General features: G+C 71.7%; 15 protein-coding genes. 8 read left to right on the top strand and 7 right to left on the bottom strand.

Translation table 11 applies throughout. The annotated features are described in order from the left end of the window. The first annotated feature begins 150 nt into the window (after nt 1–150). The gene (locus tag I5731_RS11780; RefSeq protein WP_197311571.1) at nt 151–945 is read left to right on the top strand and encodes an SDR family oxidoreductase; all 795 of its coding nucleotides are present in this window, start codon (nt 151–153) and stop codon (nt 943–945) included. A 65-nt stretch (nt 946–1010) separates the two neighbouring features. Next, the gene (uvrC, locus tag I5731_RS11775; protein ID WP_197311570.1) at nt 1011–3056 is read left to right on the top strand and encodes an excinuclease ABC subunit UvrC; all 2046 of its coding nucleotides are present in this window, start codon (nt 1011–1013) and stop codon (nt 3054–3056) included. Nucleotides 3057–3660: 604 nt separating this feature from the next. Here uvrC and I5731_RS11770 read toward each other — a convergent pair. From I5731_RS11770 to pgsA, 3 genes are read right to left on the bottom strand one after another with little or no spacing between them, the layout of a single operon-like run. Further along, nucleotides 3661–4116, bottom strand: a complete 456-nt coding sequence (locus I5731_RS11770; RefSeq protein WP_197311569.1) for a molybdenum cofactor biosynthesis protein MoaE — start codon at nt 4114–4116, stop codon at nt 3661–3663. A gap of 4 nt (nt 4117–4120) precedes the next feature. Beyond that, nucleotides 4121–4375 (bottom strand): molybdopterin converting factor subunit 1, encoded by a 255-nt coding sequence (moaD, locus tag I5731_RS11765; RefSeq protein ID WP_197311568.1) that lies wholly within the window; start codon nt 4373–4375, stop codon nt 4121–4123. Nucleotides 4376–4382: 7 nt separating this feature from the next. Further along, entirely contained in the window at nt 4383–4952 is a 570-nt protein-coding gene (pgsA, locus tag I5731_RS11760; RefSeq protein WP_197311567.1) for a CDP-diacylglycerol--glycerol-3-phosphate 3-phosphatidyltransferase, read from the bottom strand. A 268-nt stretch (nt 4953–5220) separates the two neighbouring features. Between pgsA and bioB the strand changes: the two genes are divergently transcribed. The 6 genes from bioB (at nt 5221) to I5731_RS11730 (ending at nt 12205) form a co-directional block, all read left to right on the top strand. After that, nucleotides 5221–6279, top strand: a complete 1059-nt coding sequence (gene bioB, locus I5731_RS11755; protein ID WP_197311566.1) for a biotin synthase BioB — start codon at nt 5221–5223, stop codon at nt 6277–6279. 349 nt (nt 6280–6628) lie between these two features. Next, complete coding sequence (locus I5731_RS11750) at nt 6629–7798, top strand: 8-amino-7-oxononanoate synthase (RefSeq protein ID WP_197311565.1); 1170 nt, start codon at nt 6629–6631, stop codon at nt 7796–7798. Between the two features lie 337 nt (nt 7799–8135). Further along, complete coding sequence (bioD, locus tag I5731_RS11745; RefSeq protein WP_197311564.1) at nt 8136–8774, top strand: dethiobiotin synthase; 639 nt, start codon at nt 8136–8138, stop codon at nt 8772–8774. A 105-nt stretch (nt 8775–8879) separates the two neighbouring features. Further along, a complete protein-coding gene (locus I5731_RS11740; protein ID WP_197311563.1) occupies nt 8880–10148 on the top strand; it encodes an adenosylmethionine--8-amino-7-oxononanoate transaminase in 1269 nt (422 codons plus the stop codon). A gap of 496 nt (nt 10149–10644) precedes the next feature. Next, entirely contained in the window at nt 10645–11628 is a 984-nt protein-coding gene (locus tag I5731_RS11735; protein ID WP_197311562.1) for a beta-ketoacyl-ACP synthase III, read from the top strand. Nucleotides 11629–11779: 151 nt separating this feature from the next. After that, nucleotides 11780–12205: a hypothetical protein gene (locus tag I5731_RS11730; RefSeq protein ID WP_197311561.1), complete on the top strand. Its 426-nt coding sequence runs from the start codon at nt 11780–11782 to the stop codon at nt 12203–12205. A 70-nt stretch (nt 12206–12275) separates the two neighbouring features. Here I5731_RS11730 and otnC read toward each other — a convergent pair whose 3' ends face one another. The 4 genes from otnC to I5731_RS11710 form a co-directional block, all read right to left on the bottom strand. Next, nucleotides 12276–12926: a 3-oxo-tetronate 4-phosphate decarboxylase gene (otnC, locus tag I5731_RS11725; protein WP_197311560.1), complete on the bottom strand. Its 651-nt coding sequence runs from the start codon at nt 12924–12926 to the stop codon at nt 12276–12278. A gap of 32 nt (nt 12927–12958) precedes the next feature. Further along, complete coding sequence (gene otnK / locus I5731_RS11720) at nt 12959–14230, bottom strand: 3-oxo-tetronate kinase (RefSeq protein ID WP_197311559.1); 1272 nt, start codon at nt 14228–14230, stop codon at nt 12959–12961. Between the two features lie 3 nt (nt 14231–14233). Then, on the bottom strand, nt 14234–15040 hold the full coding sequence (locus I5731_RS11715) for an HpcH/HpaI aldolase family protein (RefSeq protein ID WP_197311558.1): 807 nt from the start codon (nt 15038–15040) through the stop codon (nt 14234–14236). Between the two features lie 70 nt (nt 15041–15110). Beyond that, a complete protein-coding gene (locus tag I5731_RS11710) occupies nt 15111–15419 on the bottom strand; it encodes a putative quinol monooxygenase (protein WP_197311557.1) in 309 nt (102 codons plus the stop codon). Nucleotides 15420–15439: the final 20 nt, after the last annotated feature.

Raw genomic sequence — 15439 nt, 5'->3', positions numbered from 1 at the left:
CTCTTTTAAGGAATGATGAATCGCCTGTACGAGGCTGGGTCGGAACGCGCGTTCCGGGGCAGAGATCGTATCTCTCCACTTCCCCGCCGCCGTGGTCGCCCTATCTGCCGGCCGGGTCCGAAACGGGGTTCGGCTGGGGAGAGATGGCAGATGGCGGCGGACGGCGGCAGGGGCGGCGTCGGGCGTGAACATCGTGGCACGGCGGTGGTGACGGGCGGGGCACGGCGCATCGGCCGGGCGATCGCCCTCGACCTCGCGGGGCGCGGCTTCGACGTCGCCGTGCACTGCAACGAATCGACCGACGAGGCGGAGGCGGTCGCCGACCTCATCCGCGGCACCGGCGCGCGCGCCGTCGTCGTGCGCGCCGACCTCGGCGATCTCGCCGCGGTGGCGCGCATCGTCCCGGAGGCTGCGGCGGCGCTCGGGCCGGTCACCATGCTGGTCAACAACGCCTCGATGTTCGTCGGCGATACGCCCGAGACGCTGCAGCCTGCGCTGTTCCTGCGCCAGATGACGGTCAACCTCGCCGCGCCCTGCTTCCTCGCCCGCGACCTCGCCGGCCGCCTGCCGGCGGACCGCACCGGTCTCGTCGTCAACCTGATCGACCAGCGCGTGCTGAAGCCGACGCCGCAGTTCTTTTCCTATACGCTGTCGAAGTCGGCGCTCTTTGATGCGACCAGGACGCTCGCCCAGGCGCTGGCGCCCTGGGTCCGGGTCAACGGCATCGGCCCCGGGCCGACGCTGCCCAACGTGCGCCAGAGCGACGACGACTTCGCCCGCCAATCCTCCGCCGTGCTGCTCGGGCGCGGTCCGGCGCTGTCGGAAATCACCGGCGCGATCGGCTTCCTGCTTGAAACGCCGTCGGTCACGGGCCAGATGCTGGCCCTCGACGGCGGGCAGCACCTTGCCTGGCAGACGCCCGACGTCGTAGGCATCAACGAGTAGAGAGGACGCGCCGGGCTGTCCGGTCCCGACGATTGGGGCAGGGCACGGCGCCGCAGACCGGTTCCATGCAGGACGACGACGACATCGCCCCGGCCGCGCCAGACGACGCGCCAGACGACGAGCTGGCGGCCGACCCGGCCGACTCGGCTGCGGCCGAGCCCGACGAGGCCGAAACCGAGACGCCCGCCGCGCGCGAGGCGCTGCGCTTCGGCACGGCGGTGATCGCCGACATGGTGAAGCTGCTGCCGAACGGCCCCGGCGTCTACCGCATGCTGTCGGGCAGCGGCGACGTGCTCTACGTCGGCAAGGCGCGCAGCCTGAAGAAGCGCGTTTCCAGCTATGCCCGCATCGCCGGCCAGTCGAACCGGATCATCCGCATGATCCAGGCGACCGCCGCGATGGAGTTCGTCACCACGGCGACGGAAACCGAGGCGCTGCTGCTCGAGGCGAACCTCATCAAGCAGCTGCGGCCGCGCTTCAACGTGCTGCTGCGCGACGACAAGTCGTTCCCCTACATCCTGATCACCGGCGACCACGAGGCGCCGCAGCTGGTCAAGCATCGCGGCGCGCGCAGCCGCAAGGGCCGCTACTTCGGCCCCTTCGCCAGCGCCGGCGCGGTGACGCGCACCATCAACGCCATGCAGAAGGCGTTCCTGATCCGGACCTGCACCGATTCGGTCTACGAGACGCGCACGCGCCCCTGCTTGCTTCACCAGATCAAGCGCTGCTCCGCGCCCTGCACGCGCGAGATCGCGATCCCCGACTACGCCGAACTGGTGAGCGAGGCGACGGCGTTTCTGTCGGGCAAGAGCCGCGCGATCCGCTCCGAGCTCGCGGCCGAGATGCAGACCGCCTCCGAGGCGATGGAGTTCGAGCGCGCCGCCGTCTACCGCGACCGCCTCGCCGCCCTCAGCCACGTCCAGTCGCACCAGGGCATCAATCCGCAGAACGTCGAGGAGGCGGACGTCTTCGCCTGCCATCAGGACGGTGGCCAGACCTCGATCCAGGTGTTCTTCTTCCGCACCGGGCAGAACTGGGGCAACCGCGCCTATTTCCCCCGCGCCGACAAGAGCATGGAGGTCGGCGAGGTGCTGTCCTCCTTCATCGGCCAGTTCTACGACGACAAGCCGGCGCCGCGCCTCGTCCTCGTCAGCCACGAGCCCGACGAGATGGACCTGCTCGCCGCGGCGCTGTCCGAGCGCGCCGGCCACCGCATCGAGATCGCCGTGCCGCGGCGCGGCGAGAAGAAGGACCTCGTCGACCACGCGCTGCAGAACGCGCGCGAGGCGCTCGGCCGCAAGCTCGCCGAGACCTCGTCGCAGTCGACCCTGCTCGGCGGCGTCGCCCGCGCCTTCGGTCTCGAGGCCCCGCCGCGCCGGATCGAGGTCTACGACAACTCGCACATCTCCGGCAGCAACGCCGTCGGCGGCATGATCGTCGCGGGGCCGGAGGGCTTTGTGAAGAACCAGTACCGCAAGTTCAACATCCGCGGCGCCGACATCACGCCCGGCGACGACTTCGGCATGATGCGCGAGGTGCTGACGCGGCGCTTCTCGCGGCTGATCAAGGAGCACGGCCCGCGCGGCGAGGCCGTCGCCCCCGAAGCTGGCACGGTAGCCGGCGAGGAGGGCCCGCTGCCCACCGACCCGGTCGGCCCCTGGCCCGACCTCGTGCTCATCGACGGCGGCGCCGGCCAGCTCTCGGCCGCGCAGGCGATCTTCGACGAACTCGGCATCGACGACGTCGCCCTCGTCGGCGTCGCCAAGGGCCCGGACCGCGACGCCGGCAGGGAAAAGTTCTTCGTCACCGGCAAGCCCGACTTCATGCTGCCGCTGCGCGATCCCGTGCTCTACTACGTCCAGCGCCTGCGCGACGAAGCCCACCGCTTCGCCATCGGCTCCCACCGCGCCCGCCGTTCGAAGGACATCGGCCGCGCCGGCCTCGAGGAAATCGCCGGCGTCGGCCCGACGCGGAAACGGGCGCTGCTCAACCATTTCGGCACGCTGAAGGCGATCCAGCGCGCCGGCATCGAGGACCTGCTGTCGGTGCCCGGGATCTCCGAGGCGACGGCGCGGACGGTGTACGAGTTTTTCCACGAGAAGGCGGAGTAGGGGGAGGTTCGCCGCGGCGACACATCCCTGCCCCTTGTGGGGATGGTGGCGAGCGGAGGAGACACGTGGCTCCGAAGCCGGGTCGGGAGGGGGTAACGGCCTCTCAGCGGAAGCGGGGATCCCCCTCGCCGCTGGACTGCAAGCCGGCTGGATATTGCTGATTGGCCGTCATCCCCGCGAAGGCGGGGATCCAAATATCCGCGGGGGCGGAGGAACTTTGGGTCGCTGACGCGCCGGGTCCCGACTGCAAGTCGGCAATAGCTGAGAGTTGGATCCCCGCTTTCGCGGGGATGACGGACTGTGAGCGTCATCGGCTGAACCGGTCGTCCGCGACATGAGGCCGAAGACGCACCGCCCATACCAGGCCGATGAGACATCCCTTCCCCTTGTGGGGCTGCGCAGCAGGCGGAGGAGACACGTGGCTCCGAAGCAGGGGTGGCCCGGCGAAGCCGGGTCGGGAGGGGGCACGGCCTCGCCTCGATTCGTGGAGGGGCCGTTACCCCTCCCGGCTCGCTATGCTCGCCACCCCTGCTTCGGAGCCACGTGTCTCCTTCGCCTGCTGCGCAGCCCCACGAGGGGGAGGGATGGAGCCCTCACCCAGCCCCTATTTCCACCTTGCCGCGCGGGCGTCGTCCGCATCCTTCGCCGCCACCCAGCCCCCGTCCGTCCCGTCGGTCCGGTGTTCCTTCTTCCAGAACGGCGCCTGCGTCTTCAAGAAATCCATCAGAAAATCCGCCGCCTCGATCGCCGCCGCCCGGTGCGCCGAGGCGGTGACGACGAGGACGATGCGTTCGCCGGGGCGGATCCGGCCGAAGCGGTGGATGACGGTGACGGCGAGCAGCGGCCAGCGCGCGAGCGCCGCGTCGACGACGCGGTCGATCTCGGCCTCGGCCATGCCGGGATAGTGCTCGAGTTCCAGCGCGGCGAGCGTGCCGGCCTCGTCGCGGCAGAGGCCGGAGAAACTCGCCACGGCGCCGACGTCGGTGCGTCCGGCGCCGGCCGCCTCGATCTCGGCGGCGGTGTCGAAATCCTCCGCCTGCACCCGGACGCTGCGGCGCATCGCGTCAGCCCCCGGTCATCGGCGGGAACAGCGCGATCTCGCGCGCGCCGGCGAGCGGATCCTCGGGAAACGCGTGCACCCGGTCGAGCGCGACGCGGATCGTCTCGGGCTCGGCGAAGGCCTCGGCGAAGCCGTCGCCGCGGGCGCGCAGGTAGAGCAGCAGGTCGCCGACCGTGGCGACCTCCGGCGGCAGCGTCGCCTCTTCCTCGGCGAGGCCGACCTTCTCGCGCACCCAGGCAAAATAGACGAGCTTGGTCATGGGCCGCCTACTCGTCGATCAGGTGTACGATCGCGGCGCGCAGATAATCGTAGCCGGTGTAGAGCGTCACCAGCGCCGCGGTCCACAGCAGCACCAGCCCGACGGTGGTGACGCCGGGGATCAGCGCGTCGCCGGCGGGGCCGGCGAGCAGGAAGCCGATCGCGACCAGCTGCGCCGTCGTCTTCCACTTGGCGAGGCGGGTGACCGGCACGCTGACCTTCAGCTCGATCAGGAATTCGCGCAGGCCCGAGACGAAGATCTCGCGCATCAGGATGATCACCGCCGCCCACAGCGACCAGCCGCCGATGGTGCCCTCGCCGGTCAGCACCAGCAGCGACACGGCGACGAGCAGCTTGTCGGCGATCGGGTCCAGCATGCGGCCGAGCGCCGACTGCTGCTGCCAGGCGCGGGCGAGGTAGCCGTCGAGATAGTCGGTGATGCTGGCGGCCGCGAACAGGCCGACGGCGAGCCAGCGACCGGTGTTGCCCTCGACGTAGAACGACGCCGCCACCATGGGCACCGCGAAGATGCGCAGGTAGGTCAGGATGTTGGGCAGCGACAGCGCACTCGTCTGCATCGTCCGGTGTTCTCGTCGCGCCACGCCCGGGTGAATGGGCGGCAGGGGTTGGGACATGAGGAGGGCCTTCTCGGGTCGGGCCCGTCAGGATCCGCCAAGACAGACCACGGCAGGGCAGGGGGCGTCAATCGCGGCGGCGGCGGCGCGGCGCATCGTCCGTTTGGCGCAGGCGGCGCGGAGCGGCCTTTCCCATCGCTGCCGCAATGCGATAAAGAGGGATGACGACGATTTCGCGACGGCGGTCGCGACGAGGACAGGGGACGACGCAATGCTCGAAGCCGCTGCGGCCAAGGCCGAAACCAGGGTTCCGGACGGGATCGGCATCGCGGCGGATTCGCCCGTCCGCCCCGCGGCGAGGCCCGATGGCGCGCTGCGCCACGACTGGACCCGCGCCGAGGCCGAGGCGATCTACAGCCTGCCCTTCAACGACCTGATCTTCCGCGCCCAGACCGTGCACCGCGCCCATTTCGACCCGAACAAGGTTCAGATGAGCCGGCTGCTCTCGATCAAGACCGGCGGCTGCCCGGAGGACTGCGGCTATTGCAGCCAGTCGGTGAAGAACCCGACCGGGCTGAAGGCCTCGAAGCTGATGGAAGTGCAGCGCGTCCTCGCCGAGGCGAAGAAGGCGAAGGACGGCGGCGCGACGCGCTACTGCATGGGCGCGGCCTGGCGCAGCCCCAAGGAGCGCGACATGGACGTCGTCATCGCCATGGTCGAGGGCGTCAAGGCGCTCGGCATGGAGACCTGCATGACGCTCGGCATGCTGTCGCCGCACCAGGCCGCCCGCCTTTCCGACGCCGGCCTCGACTACTACAATCACAACATCGACACCTCGGAGCGCTTCTATTCCGAGATCATCACCACCCGCACCTTCGCCGACCGCCTCGACACGCTGGCGAACGTCCGCGACGCCGGCATCAAGGTCTGCGCCGGCGGCATCCTCGGCATGGGCGAGACGCAGGCCGACCGCGTCGACATGCTGGTGACGCTGGCGAACTTGCCGGCGCACCCCGAGAGCGTGCCGATTAACATGCTGATCCCGATCGAGGGCTCGCCGATGGCCGACCGGCCGAAGCTCGACCCGATCGAGTTCGTCCGCTCCATCGCCCTCGCCCGCATCCTGATGCCGCACTCCCACGTCCGCCTCTCGGCCGGCCGCACCGACATGACCGACGAAATGCAGGCGCTCTGCTTCTTCGCCGGCGCCAACTCGATCTTCGTCGGCGAGACGCTGCTGACGGCGGACAACCCCGGCGAGGACCACGACACCGCGCTGTTCAGGCGGCTGGGGATCGAGCCGATGGAACTCGAGGCGGCCGCGGAGTAGGGCGGGGGCCGGTATCTCGAGGCGCCGCGGCAGTGCAGCATCCCTCCCCCTTGTGGGGAGGGTGGCCCCGCCGAAGGCGGGGTCGGGAGGGGTAACGGCCTCTCCGCGAATCGAGGCGAGGCGGCTGTGCACACATCCCTCCCCCTCGTGGGGCTGCGAAGCAGGCGGAGGAGACACGTGGCTCTGTAGCAGGGGTGGCGAGCGCAGCGAGCCGGGAGGGGTAACGGCCTCTCCACGAATCGAGGCGAGGCCGCAACCCCTCCCGACCCCGCCTTCGGCGGGGCCACCCTCCCCACAAGGGGGAGGGATGTCCGCCCCGACGCCGCCGTGGCCTTCGCCGAGATCCCCCATGCCCACCCCCGACCGCCCCCTCGCCCGCTTCGAGCGCTCCCTCGCCGGCCTCGCCCGCAAGGACCGCCTGCGCAGCCTCGGGCCCGCGGCCGGGCTCGACTTCACCTCGAACGACTACCTCGGCCTCGCCGCCGACCCGCGTCTCACCGCGGCGGTGGCCGATGCCCTCGCCCGCGGCGTGCCGGTCGGGGCAGGGGGATCGCGGCTGCTGCGCGGCAACCACCCGGAGCACGAGGCGCTGGAGGCGGAGGCGGCCGCCTTTTTCGGGGCGAAGCGCGCGCTGTTCTTCGGCGGCGGCTTCAACGCCAATCTCGCCCTCGTCTCCACGCTGCCGCAGAAGGGCGACCTCGTCCTCTATGACGCCCTCGTCCACGCCAGCGCGCACGAGGGCATGGCCGCGGGGCGGGCGGAGACCGTCGCCTTTGCACATAACGACGTCGACGCCGCCGCGGCGGAGATCGCGCGCTGGCGCGCCGCCGGCGGCCTCGGCCGGGTCTGGCTCGTCGCCGAGAGCGTCTATTCGATGGACGGCGACGTCGCCCCGGTCGCGGGCCTCCTCGCCCTCGCCGACCGGGCGGAGGGGTTCCTGATCCTCGACGAGGCGCACGCCACCGGCGTGCTCGGCCCCGGCGGGCGCGGCGTCGCCGCCGCCTTCGAGGGGCGCGAGAACCTCGTCGTGCTGCACACCTGCGGCAAGGCGCTCGGCGTCTCCGGCGGCCTCGTCACCGCCGACCCGGTGCTCTGCGACTACCTCGTCAACCGCGCCCGCGCCTTCATCTACGCCACCGCCCCCTCGCCGCTGGTCGCCGCCGCCGTGCGCGCCGCGCTGCGCATCCTCGCCGACGAGCCCGAACGGATCACCCGCCTCGCCCGCCTCGTCGCCTTCGCCGGCGAGGGGTTTTCTCGCCTCGGCGTCACGCCCAGCGGCACGCCGATCCAGCCCGTGATCGTGCACGACAACGCCCGCGCCGTCCGCCTCGCCGCCCGGATGCAAGCCGCCGGCTTCGACCTCCGCGCCATCCGCCCGCCGACGGTGCCGGAAGGCTCCGCCCGCTTGCGGGTGGCCTTGACGCTGAACGTCGGCGAGGCGGACGTGACCGCGATGCTCGCGGCGCTGGCGGAGGGGTTGCGGGCGGAGGGGCTTTTATCGTCGGGTGACGCGGGATGACGACGGCGCCGCCGCACCCTGCCGCCGGCTCCCCCCCTCCCTGTCCCTCCCCCTCGAGGGGGGAGGGGATGCAAGGGGCACGGCCCGTCGATGATCGTCCCCTCCCCCCTCGAGGGGGAGGGCCAGGGAGGGGGGGACTATCCGCACTAACCGACCGCTCCGATCGACCCTCGCCCCCACCCCCATCGTCCCCTCTCCCCCTGTGGGAGAGGGACAGGGAGAGGGGTGAGCCCCACGGCACGACTGCCCGTGAACCCCCCGGCACAGCCGGTGGCAAGCCCCCCGACACGACCGACGCCTCGTCCTCAACCCACCGAGCCCCCGCCGGAACCACCCCATGACCCCCGTCATCATCACCGGCACCGACACCGGCATCGGTAAGACCGTCTTCTCCGCCGGCCTCGTCGCCGCCCTCCAGGCCACCTACTGGAAGCCCGTGCAGTCCGGCCTCGACGAGGAGACCGACAGCGAGACCGTCACGCGCCTCGCCGCCCTGCCGCCCGAGCGCCTGCTGCCCGAGGCGCACCGCCTCGTCACCCCCGCCTCGCCGCATCTCTCCGCCGAGATCGACGGCGTCGCCATCGACCCCGACGCGCTGCTGCTGCCCGACGTCGCCGGCCCGCTGGTGGTCGAGGGCGCCGGCGGGCTGCTGGTGCCGCTCACCCGCGACGTGCTCTACGCCGACGTCTTCGCCCGCTGGGGCGCGCCGCTTATCCTCTGCGCCCGCACCGGCCTCGGCACCATCAACCACACGCTGCTGTCCGTGGCGGCGATCCGCGCGCGCCGCATTCCGCTGCTCGGCATCGCCTTCATCGGCGACGCCCATGCCGACAACCCGCGCACCATTGCCGCGTTCTCCGGCGTGCCGATCCTCGGCCGTCTGCCGCGCCTCGACCCGCTCGACCCGGGGACCCTCGCCGCCGCCTTCGCGGCCAACATCGACGTCGCGGCGATCCGGCGCGGGCTCGGGGCCTGACGCGGCTTTTGCGGTGCAGCGCGGCGCGTGCTAACCCGTGACGGCCCTTGCTGCCGGCCGTGGCGCCGGCGCCCGGGCGTGGCCGCAAGCGCACGAGTGCCGGACATGGACTTCCCCTCCGACCCATCCCCCGTCTGGCACCCGTTCACCCAGCACGGGTCCGAGCCGCCGCCGATCCGCGCGGTCGGCACCGAGGGCGCCTACATCCTCGCCGAGGGCGGCCGCCGCATCCTCGACCTCGCCGCCTCGTGGTGGGTGGTCACGCACGGCCACCGCCACCCGGCGATCGTCGCAGCGATCAAGGCGGCGGTCGACACGATGGACCAGGTGATTTTCGCCGGCTTCACCCACCCCTACGCCGAGGAGCTCGCCCGCGGCCTCGTCCGCCGCGCGCCGCCGGGGCTCACCCGGGTGTTCTTCTCCGATTCGGGATCGACCGCCGTCGAGGTGGCGCTGAAGATGGCGCTCGGCCATTTCCGCCATCTCGGCGCGCGCCGCACCCGCATCGTGGTGCTGGAGCACGCCTATCACGGCGACACCATCGGCACGATGTCGGTCGGCGCCCGCTCGGTGTTCAACGCGCCCTACGAGCCGCTGCTGTTCGACGTCGTCCGCATCCCGTTCCCGAACGGCGACGGCGCGGCGACGCTCGCAGCCCTCGAGGCCGCCTGCGCCGGTGGCGACGTCGCGGCGCTGCTGGTCGAGCCGCTGGTGCTCGGCGCCGGCGGCATGCTGATGTATGCGCCGGAGGTGCTCGCCGCGATGGCGGCGGTCGCCCGGCGCCACGGCGCGCTGGTGCTGCTCGACGAGATCATGACCGGCTGGGGCCGCACCGGCACCCTGTTTGCCTGCGAGCAGGCCGGCCTCGCGCCCGACATCCTCTGCACCTCGAAGGGGCTGACGGGCGGCGTCGTGCCGCTCGCCGCGACGCTCGCCACCGAGGCGATCTTCGCCTCGCACTATTCGGACGACCGCGCCCGCACCTTCTTCCACTCGTCGAGCTTCACGGCGAACCCGGTCGCCTGCGCCGCCGCCCTCGCCAACCTGAAGCTCTGGGACGAGGAGCCCGTCGCCGCGCGCGTCGCGGCGCTCTGTGCGATGCAGGAACAGCGCCTCGCCCGCTTCCGCGGAGACCCGCGCTTCGTCAACGTCCGCCGCTGCGGCACCATCGCGGCGCTGGACCTCGCCGGCAGCGCCGGCTACCTCGCCGGCGTCGGCCCGCAGTTGAAGGCGTTCTTTCTGGAGCGCGACCTGCTGATCCGCCCCCTCGGCAACATCATCTACCTGATGCCGCCCTACTGCGTGACCGGCGACGAACTCGACCGCGCCTACGCCGCGATCGACGCGGCGGCGGATGTGGTGGGGCGGGGATGAGGGGCTCTTCCGTGCGGCCCACCCCTCTCCCTGTCCCTCTCCCACAAGGGGAGAGGGGACGATTGACCGAGGCCCACGTCGCAGGGTCCCCTATCCCCTTGTGGGAGAGGGACAGGGAGAGGGGTAAGCCCCACCTGCCGGGCCTCCCTCTCATCGCCTTCCCCCGCCGTGCCTCCCCCCCTCCCTGTCCCTCCCCCTCGAGGGGGGAGGGGACGCAAGTCGCCGGCTCTGTCCGTGTGGCCGACCCCTTTCCCTGTCCCTCTCCCACAAGGGGAGAGGGGACGCCAATGGCACCGCCGTGCCCCAACCACCCCCTCCCCCCTCGAGGGGGAGGGCCGGGGAGGGGGGGACTCGCCTCATCCCCGAACCTCGCGGCTGTCGCCTCGTCCACAAATCTCTCGCCCCCATCGTCCCCTCTCCCCCTGTGGGAGAGGGACAGGGAGAGGGGTGGCCCCCGCGGCACGACCAGCGCCGCTCCCACCGGAACCCCCGCCCCATGACCCCCGGCGTCCGCCTCGCCGGATTCGGCCATGCCGTCCCCGCGCGCATCGTGCTCAACGCCGAGATCGAGGCCGACCTCGGGCTCGAGCCCGGCTGGATCGAGCGCCGCACCGGCATCCGCGCCCGGCGCTGGGCCGGCCCGGACGACCGCCTCTCCGCCCTCGCCACCGAAGCCGGCCGCCACGCCATCGCGGACGCCGGCATCGACCCGGCCGAGATCGCCCTCGTGCTGCTCGCCACCTCGACGCCCGACCACCTGCTGCCGCCCTCGGCGCCGCTGGTCGCGCACGGCCTCGGCCTGCCGCAGGCCGGGGCGATCGATCTCGCCGGGGCCTGCGCCGGCTTCCTCTACGCCCTCGCCCTCGCCGACGGCTTCGTCCGCGCGCAGGGCCGGCCGGTGCTGGTCGTCGCCGCCAACCTGCTCAGCCGCCGCATCAACCGGGCCGAGCGCGCCAGCGCGATCCTGTTCGCCGACGCCGCGGGCGCCGTGGTGCTGACGCCGTCGGAGAACCCCGCCGCCGGCCTGCTCGGCGTCGACCTCGCCTCCGACGGGTCACGCTACGGCATCGTCCGCATCGACGCCGGCGGCAGCGCCAAGCCCTTCGGGCCGGACGTCGCGGTCGAGGAAACGCTGATGACGATCGCCGACGGCAAGCAGCTCTTCGCCGAGGCGGTGCGGCTGATGACGGGCTGCTCGGCGCGGGCGCTGGAGCGCGCCGGCCTCAAGGCCGAGGCGGTCAGCCGCTTCGTGCCGCACCAGGCCAACGCGCGCATCTTCGACCTCGTCGGCCGCAGCCTCGGCGTCGATGACGCCGCGGTGGTGCGCTCGATCGCCGACTACGGCAACTCGTCGGCCGCAACCATCCCGCTGTCGCTGTCGCTCAGCCACGCGCAACGCCCCTTCGCCCCCGGCGAGCGCATCCTGCTCGCCGCCGCCGGCGCCGGCCTCACCGGCGGCGCGGCGGTCGTCGGGTTCTGAAATCCGCTTCGGCGTGTTCAAAGCCGGCCATCGGCGTTTGACAGCCGCCTCCGTCAGAATCGGGCGCGCATCACCTTTTCAGCCACGCTGATTGCTTTGATTTCGTCCGCTTCTTAGCTTGATGAAACTGCTGGAAACGGATCGATCTGCGATGACACCCTATCGGGGACGGACGCTCCCGTTGACGATCTTGGCTGGGAAACATGGAGCGGCGGCTCCACTCAACGTCGAGAATCAGAGAAACGGACGCATCCTCCTTTCAGGTAGAAGGCGTTTGTTGGATACATTTAAATTCCGAAGAGAAATTCCGTTTATCGACCAAGGTCGGCCTTGGGAGAACGAAGATCTATATTCAAAGCTTGTCGAGCTGAATTACTATGGGATTCCGTTCCAGTATCAGCCCAAGGAAATGGAGTCGCCCGACATCCTGATGGCTTGGTGGCAGGAGATCGGGAAGCTCAAGGTGAGTTTCAAGGAAATCTCGTGGAGGAACCAGAACGAGTGGTTCATCACGATCGTCGAGCCGCCCGTCATCGGAGTCGGTGGCTGGACGGGTCCCAAACCTTTCGGGAAATGAACTCGGGACTACCGGCTCCTGCACGCCGTCCCGCCCACCGGCGGCGCGGCCGTCGTCGGGTTCTGACGGCCTACCAGACCGCGCCGAACGTCTGCCGCAACTCCTCGATCTGCGCCTCGCTCAGCGCGCGGTGCGGTTTGCCGTGCAGGTCGACGAACAGGCGCGAGGTCGCCTCGAGTTCCTCGATCGCGTTCACCGCGGCGTCGAGGCTCTCCCCGGAGACGACCGGGCCGTGGTTCGCCAGCATCACCGCGGCATGGTGGCGGGCGAGGTCGCGGATCACGTCCGCGACCGACGGGTCGCCGGGCCGGAAATACGGCACCAGCGGCAACCGGCCGACCTTCATCACGAAATAGGGCGTCAGCGGCGGCAGCATCGAGGCGGCATCGATGCCTTCCAGCAGCGACGCCGCGACGGAATAGTGCGAGTGCAGGTGCACGATCGCCCGCGCACCGCCACGCACGTCATAGACGGCGCGGTGCAGCGGGATCTCCTTGGTCGGGGCGTCGCCGGAGACGAGCCGGCCGTCGGCACCGAGCTTCGAGATCCGCGCCGGATCGAGCCGGCCGAGCGAGGCGTTGGTCGGCGTCATCAGCCAGCCGCCGTCGTCGAGGGCGACCGAGATGTTACCGCTCGATCCCGCCGTCAGGCCGCGGTCGAACAGCGATCGGCCGAAGTCGCAGATCGCCTCGCGCAGCCGGCCCTCTTCGCTCAGCGCCATCGCCGCTCTCCCGTGCCCGTCGTCGTGGTGGCTCAGCCGTCCAGCCGCGCCAGCGCCTTGGCGAAGAAGTCGGTGCTGCCGAAGTTGCCGGATTTCAGCGCCAGCGCCAGCGGCCGGCCGCGCGACTCGGTGGTCGTCCACGGCACGCCCGGATCGATCGGCGCGCCGATGCGCAGTTGCTGGGCTTCGAGCGCCTCGACCACCGCGCCGGAGGTCTCGCCGCCGGCGACCACGAGGCGCGCGACGCCGGCATCGACCAGCCGCCCGGCGATCGCGGCGAGCGCCGCCTCGACCAGCGCGCCGCTCGCCTCCGGCCCGAGCCGGGCCTGCGCCGCCTTGACCCCGTCCGGCGTGTCGGTGGCGTAGACGAGCACCGGGCCGTCGCCGAGCCGGGGCAGGGCGAAGGCGACGGCCTCGTCGACGAGGGCGTCGCCGTCACCGAGCGCCAGCGGATCGATGCGGAACGCCGGCCGGCCCTCCGCTTGCCAGGCGGCGACCTGCGCGTTGGTCGCCTTCGAGCAACTACCCGACACCACCGCGGCATGACCGGCCGGCACGGCGAGCGCCGCGGCGTCACGCGTCGGGCCGAGCATCCCGGCGACCCGGTAGGCGGCGGGCAGGCCGAGCGCGAGGCCCGAGCCGCCGGTGAGCAGCGGCAGCGCCGCGAACGCCGCGCCGAGCGCCATCAGGTCGGCGTCGGAGATCGCATCGGCGATGGCGATCGGCATGCCGGCGGCAGCGAGGTCGCCAGCCCGCGCCGTGATCGCCGCCGGCCCCGCCGCGACGGTGGTGTGTTCGATCAGCCCGACGCGGGCGACCGTCTGCCGGCCGAGCACGCGGACGAGGTCGGGATCGCGCATCGGGTTGAGCGGATGGTTCTCCATACCCGACTCACTCAGCAGCCGGTCGCCGACGAAGAGGTGGCCCTTGTAGACGGTGCGGCCGTTGGTCGGGAACGCCGGGCAGGCGACCGTGAAGCCGGCGCCGAGCGCCGCCATCAGCGCCTCCGTCACCGGGCCGATGTTGCCGGCGTCGGTGGAATCGAAGGTCGAGCAGTACTTGAAGAAGATCCGCGTGCAGCCGGCGGCGCGGAGCGCGGCGAGCGCCGCGCGCGACTGCGCCACCGCCGCATCGGCCGCGATGCTGCGGCTCTTCAGGGCGACGACGACGGCGTCGGCGTCCGCGGGGAGCGGGCCGTCCGGCACGCCGATCACCTGGATCGTCCGCATGCCGCCGGCGACCAGCGTGCTGGCGAGGTCGGTGGCGCCGGTGAAGTCGTCGGCGATGCATCCGAGCACGGGCATGGCTTAGCCTCGCGCCGGCGTGGCGGCGGCGAGGCCGTTCAGCAGGGAAAGGCCGCCGGCCAGCGCCTTCTGGAACAGGAGATGGTCGAGCCCGTAGGCGATCGCGCGGAAGCCGCGCCGGTAGTAGGCCTCGGCCCACGCCTCGTCGGCGGCCATGAAGCCGGCCGGCTTGCCGTTGGCGTCGGCCGCGGCCAGCACCCGGGCGAGCGCCGCCTCGTAGTCGGGATGGTCGAAGGCGGCCGGGATGCCGAGGAAGTTGGTGAGGTCGAAGTGGCCGACCCAGACGATGTCGACGCCGTCGACCGCGGCGATGTCCTCGACCGCCTCGAGGCCCGTCTTGGTCTCGATCTGTGGGATGATCAGTGTCCGCCCGTTCGCCGCGGCGATCTTCGCCACCGGGTCGCCGCCGCGGTAGCCGTCGTGCGCGACGCCGAACGCCGCGCCGCGCCGGCCCTTCGGCGGATAGTGGGCGAACGAGACGATCTCGGCCGCATGCGCCGCGCTCTCGACCATCGGCACCATGATGCCCTCGGCGCCGGCGTCGAGCGCCCGGGCGACGAAGTGGTATTCTCCCGACGGCACGCGCACCAGCGGCGCGATGCCCAGCCCGCGGGCGGCGGCGCACTGCTCCTTGATGTCGCCGATCTCGGCGCCCGAGTGCTCCATGTCGTAGAGCACGAAGTCGGCGCCGGCGGCCGCGGCGATCGCCGCCATGCCGGGGGTGAAGAACTCGATCACCATCGGGCCGAAGGCATGGCCGTCGGCGGCGAACTTCTGCTTAAGGGTGCGGGCGGGAACGGCGGGGGTCATGCGGGGGTCCTCTCCTCTGCCGCGGCCGGCCTTCTCGGCGTGGCCGGGCGTCGTCTTCTTGGCGGCCGGGTCAGGCCGGCTGCTTCTCGGGGCTCGCCTTCAGCGCCAGCTGGCGAACGCTTTTCGCCGCGATCATCGCCGCGCTCGCCCGGTCGAAGGCGAGGTAGTGGGCGGTCTCGAGATGGGCGCGAAAGGCGGCCTCGTCGTCGTAGATCTCGTAGAGGAACACCGACCGGCCATCGGCGGTGGCCGTGACGTCGAAGCGCTGGCAGCCGGGCTCGAGCCGGACCGAATCCGCCGCGTTCACCGAGACGAGGTCGAGAAACGCGGCCTCGGCGCCGGGCGTGATGTCGAAGTCGACGGCGATGACGAAACTCATGGACGAAACTCTCCGGGGCG

The sequence above is a fragment of the Methylobrevis albus genome (assembly GCF_015904235.1).
GTDB classification, from domain to species: Bacteria; Pseudomonadota; Alphaproteobacteria; order Rhizobiales; family Pleomorphomonadaceae; genus Methylobrevis_A; species Methylobrevis_A albus.
This window is presented reverse-complemented; position numbering and strand designations above follow the sequence as displayed.

Bases quoted from the DNA above. Each gene is read 5' to 3' on its own strand.
- I5731_RS11780 (WP_197311571.1), top strand. From the start codon at position 151: ATGGCGGCGGACGGCGGCAGGGGCGGCGTCGGGCGTGAACATCGTGGC.
- uvrC (WP_197311570.1), top strand. From the start codon at position 1,011: ATGCAGGACGACGACGACATCGCCCCGGCCGCGCCAGACGACGCGCCA.
- I5731_RS11770 (WP_197311569.1), bottom strand. From the start codon at position 4,116: ATGCGCCGCAGCGTCCGGGTGCAGGCGGAGGATTTCGACACCGCCGCC.
- moaD (WP_197311568.1), bottom strand. From the start codon at position 4,375: ATGACCAAGCTCGTCTATTTTGCCTGGGTGCGCGAGAAGGTCGGCCTC.
- pgsA (WP_197311567.1), bottom strand. From the start codon at position 4,952: ATGCAGACGAGTGCGCTGTCGCTGCCCAACATCCTGACCTACCTGCGC.
- bioB (WP_197311566.1), top strand. From the start codon at position 5,221: ATGCTCGAAGCCGCTGCGGCCAAGGCCGAAACCAGGGTTCCGGACGGG.
- I5731_RS11750 (WP_197311565.1), top strand. From the start codon at position 6,629: ATGCCCACCCCCGACCGCCCCCTCGCCCGCTTCGAGCGCTCCCTCGCC.
- bioD (WP_197311564.1), top strand. From the start codon at position 8,136: ATGACCCCCGTCATCATCACCGGCACCGACACCGGCATCGGTAAGACC.
- I5731_RS11740 (WP_197311563.1), top strand. From the start codon at position 8,880: ATGGACTTCCCCTCCGACCCATCCCCCGTCTGGCACCCGTTCACCCAG.
- I5731_RS11735 (WP_197311562.1), top strand. From the start codon at position 10,645: ATGACCCCCGGCGTCCGCCTCGCCGGATTCGGCCATGCCGTCCCCGCG.
- I5731_RS11730 (WP_197311561.1), top strand. From the start codon at position 11,780: ATGACACCCTATCGGGGACGGACGCTCCCGTTGACGATCTTGGCTGGG.
- otnC (WP_197311560.1), bottom strand. From the start codon at position 12,926: ATGGCGCTGAGCGAAGAGGGCCGGCTGCGCGAGGCGATCTGCGACTTC.
- otnK (WP_197311559.1), bottom strand. From the start codon at position 14,230: ATGCCCGTGCTCGGATGCATCGCCGACGACTTCACCGGCGCCACCGAC.
- I5731_RS11715 (WP_197311558.1), bottom strand. From the start codon at position 15,040: ATGACCCCCGCCGTTCCCGCCCGCACCCTTAAGCAGAAGTTCGCCGCC.
- I5731_RS11710 (WP_197311557.1), bottom strand. From the start codon at position 15,419: ATGAGTTTCGTCATCGCCGTCGACTTCGACATCACGCCCGGCGCCGAG.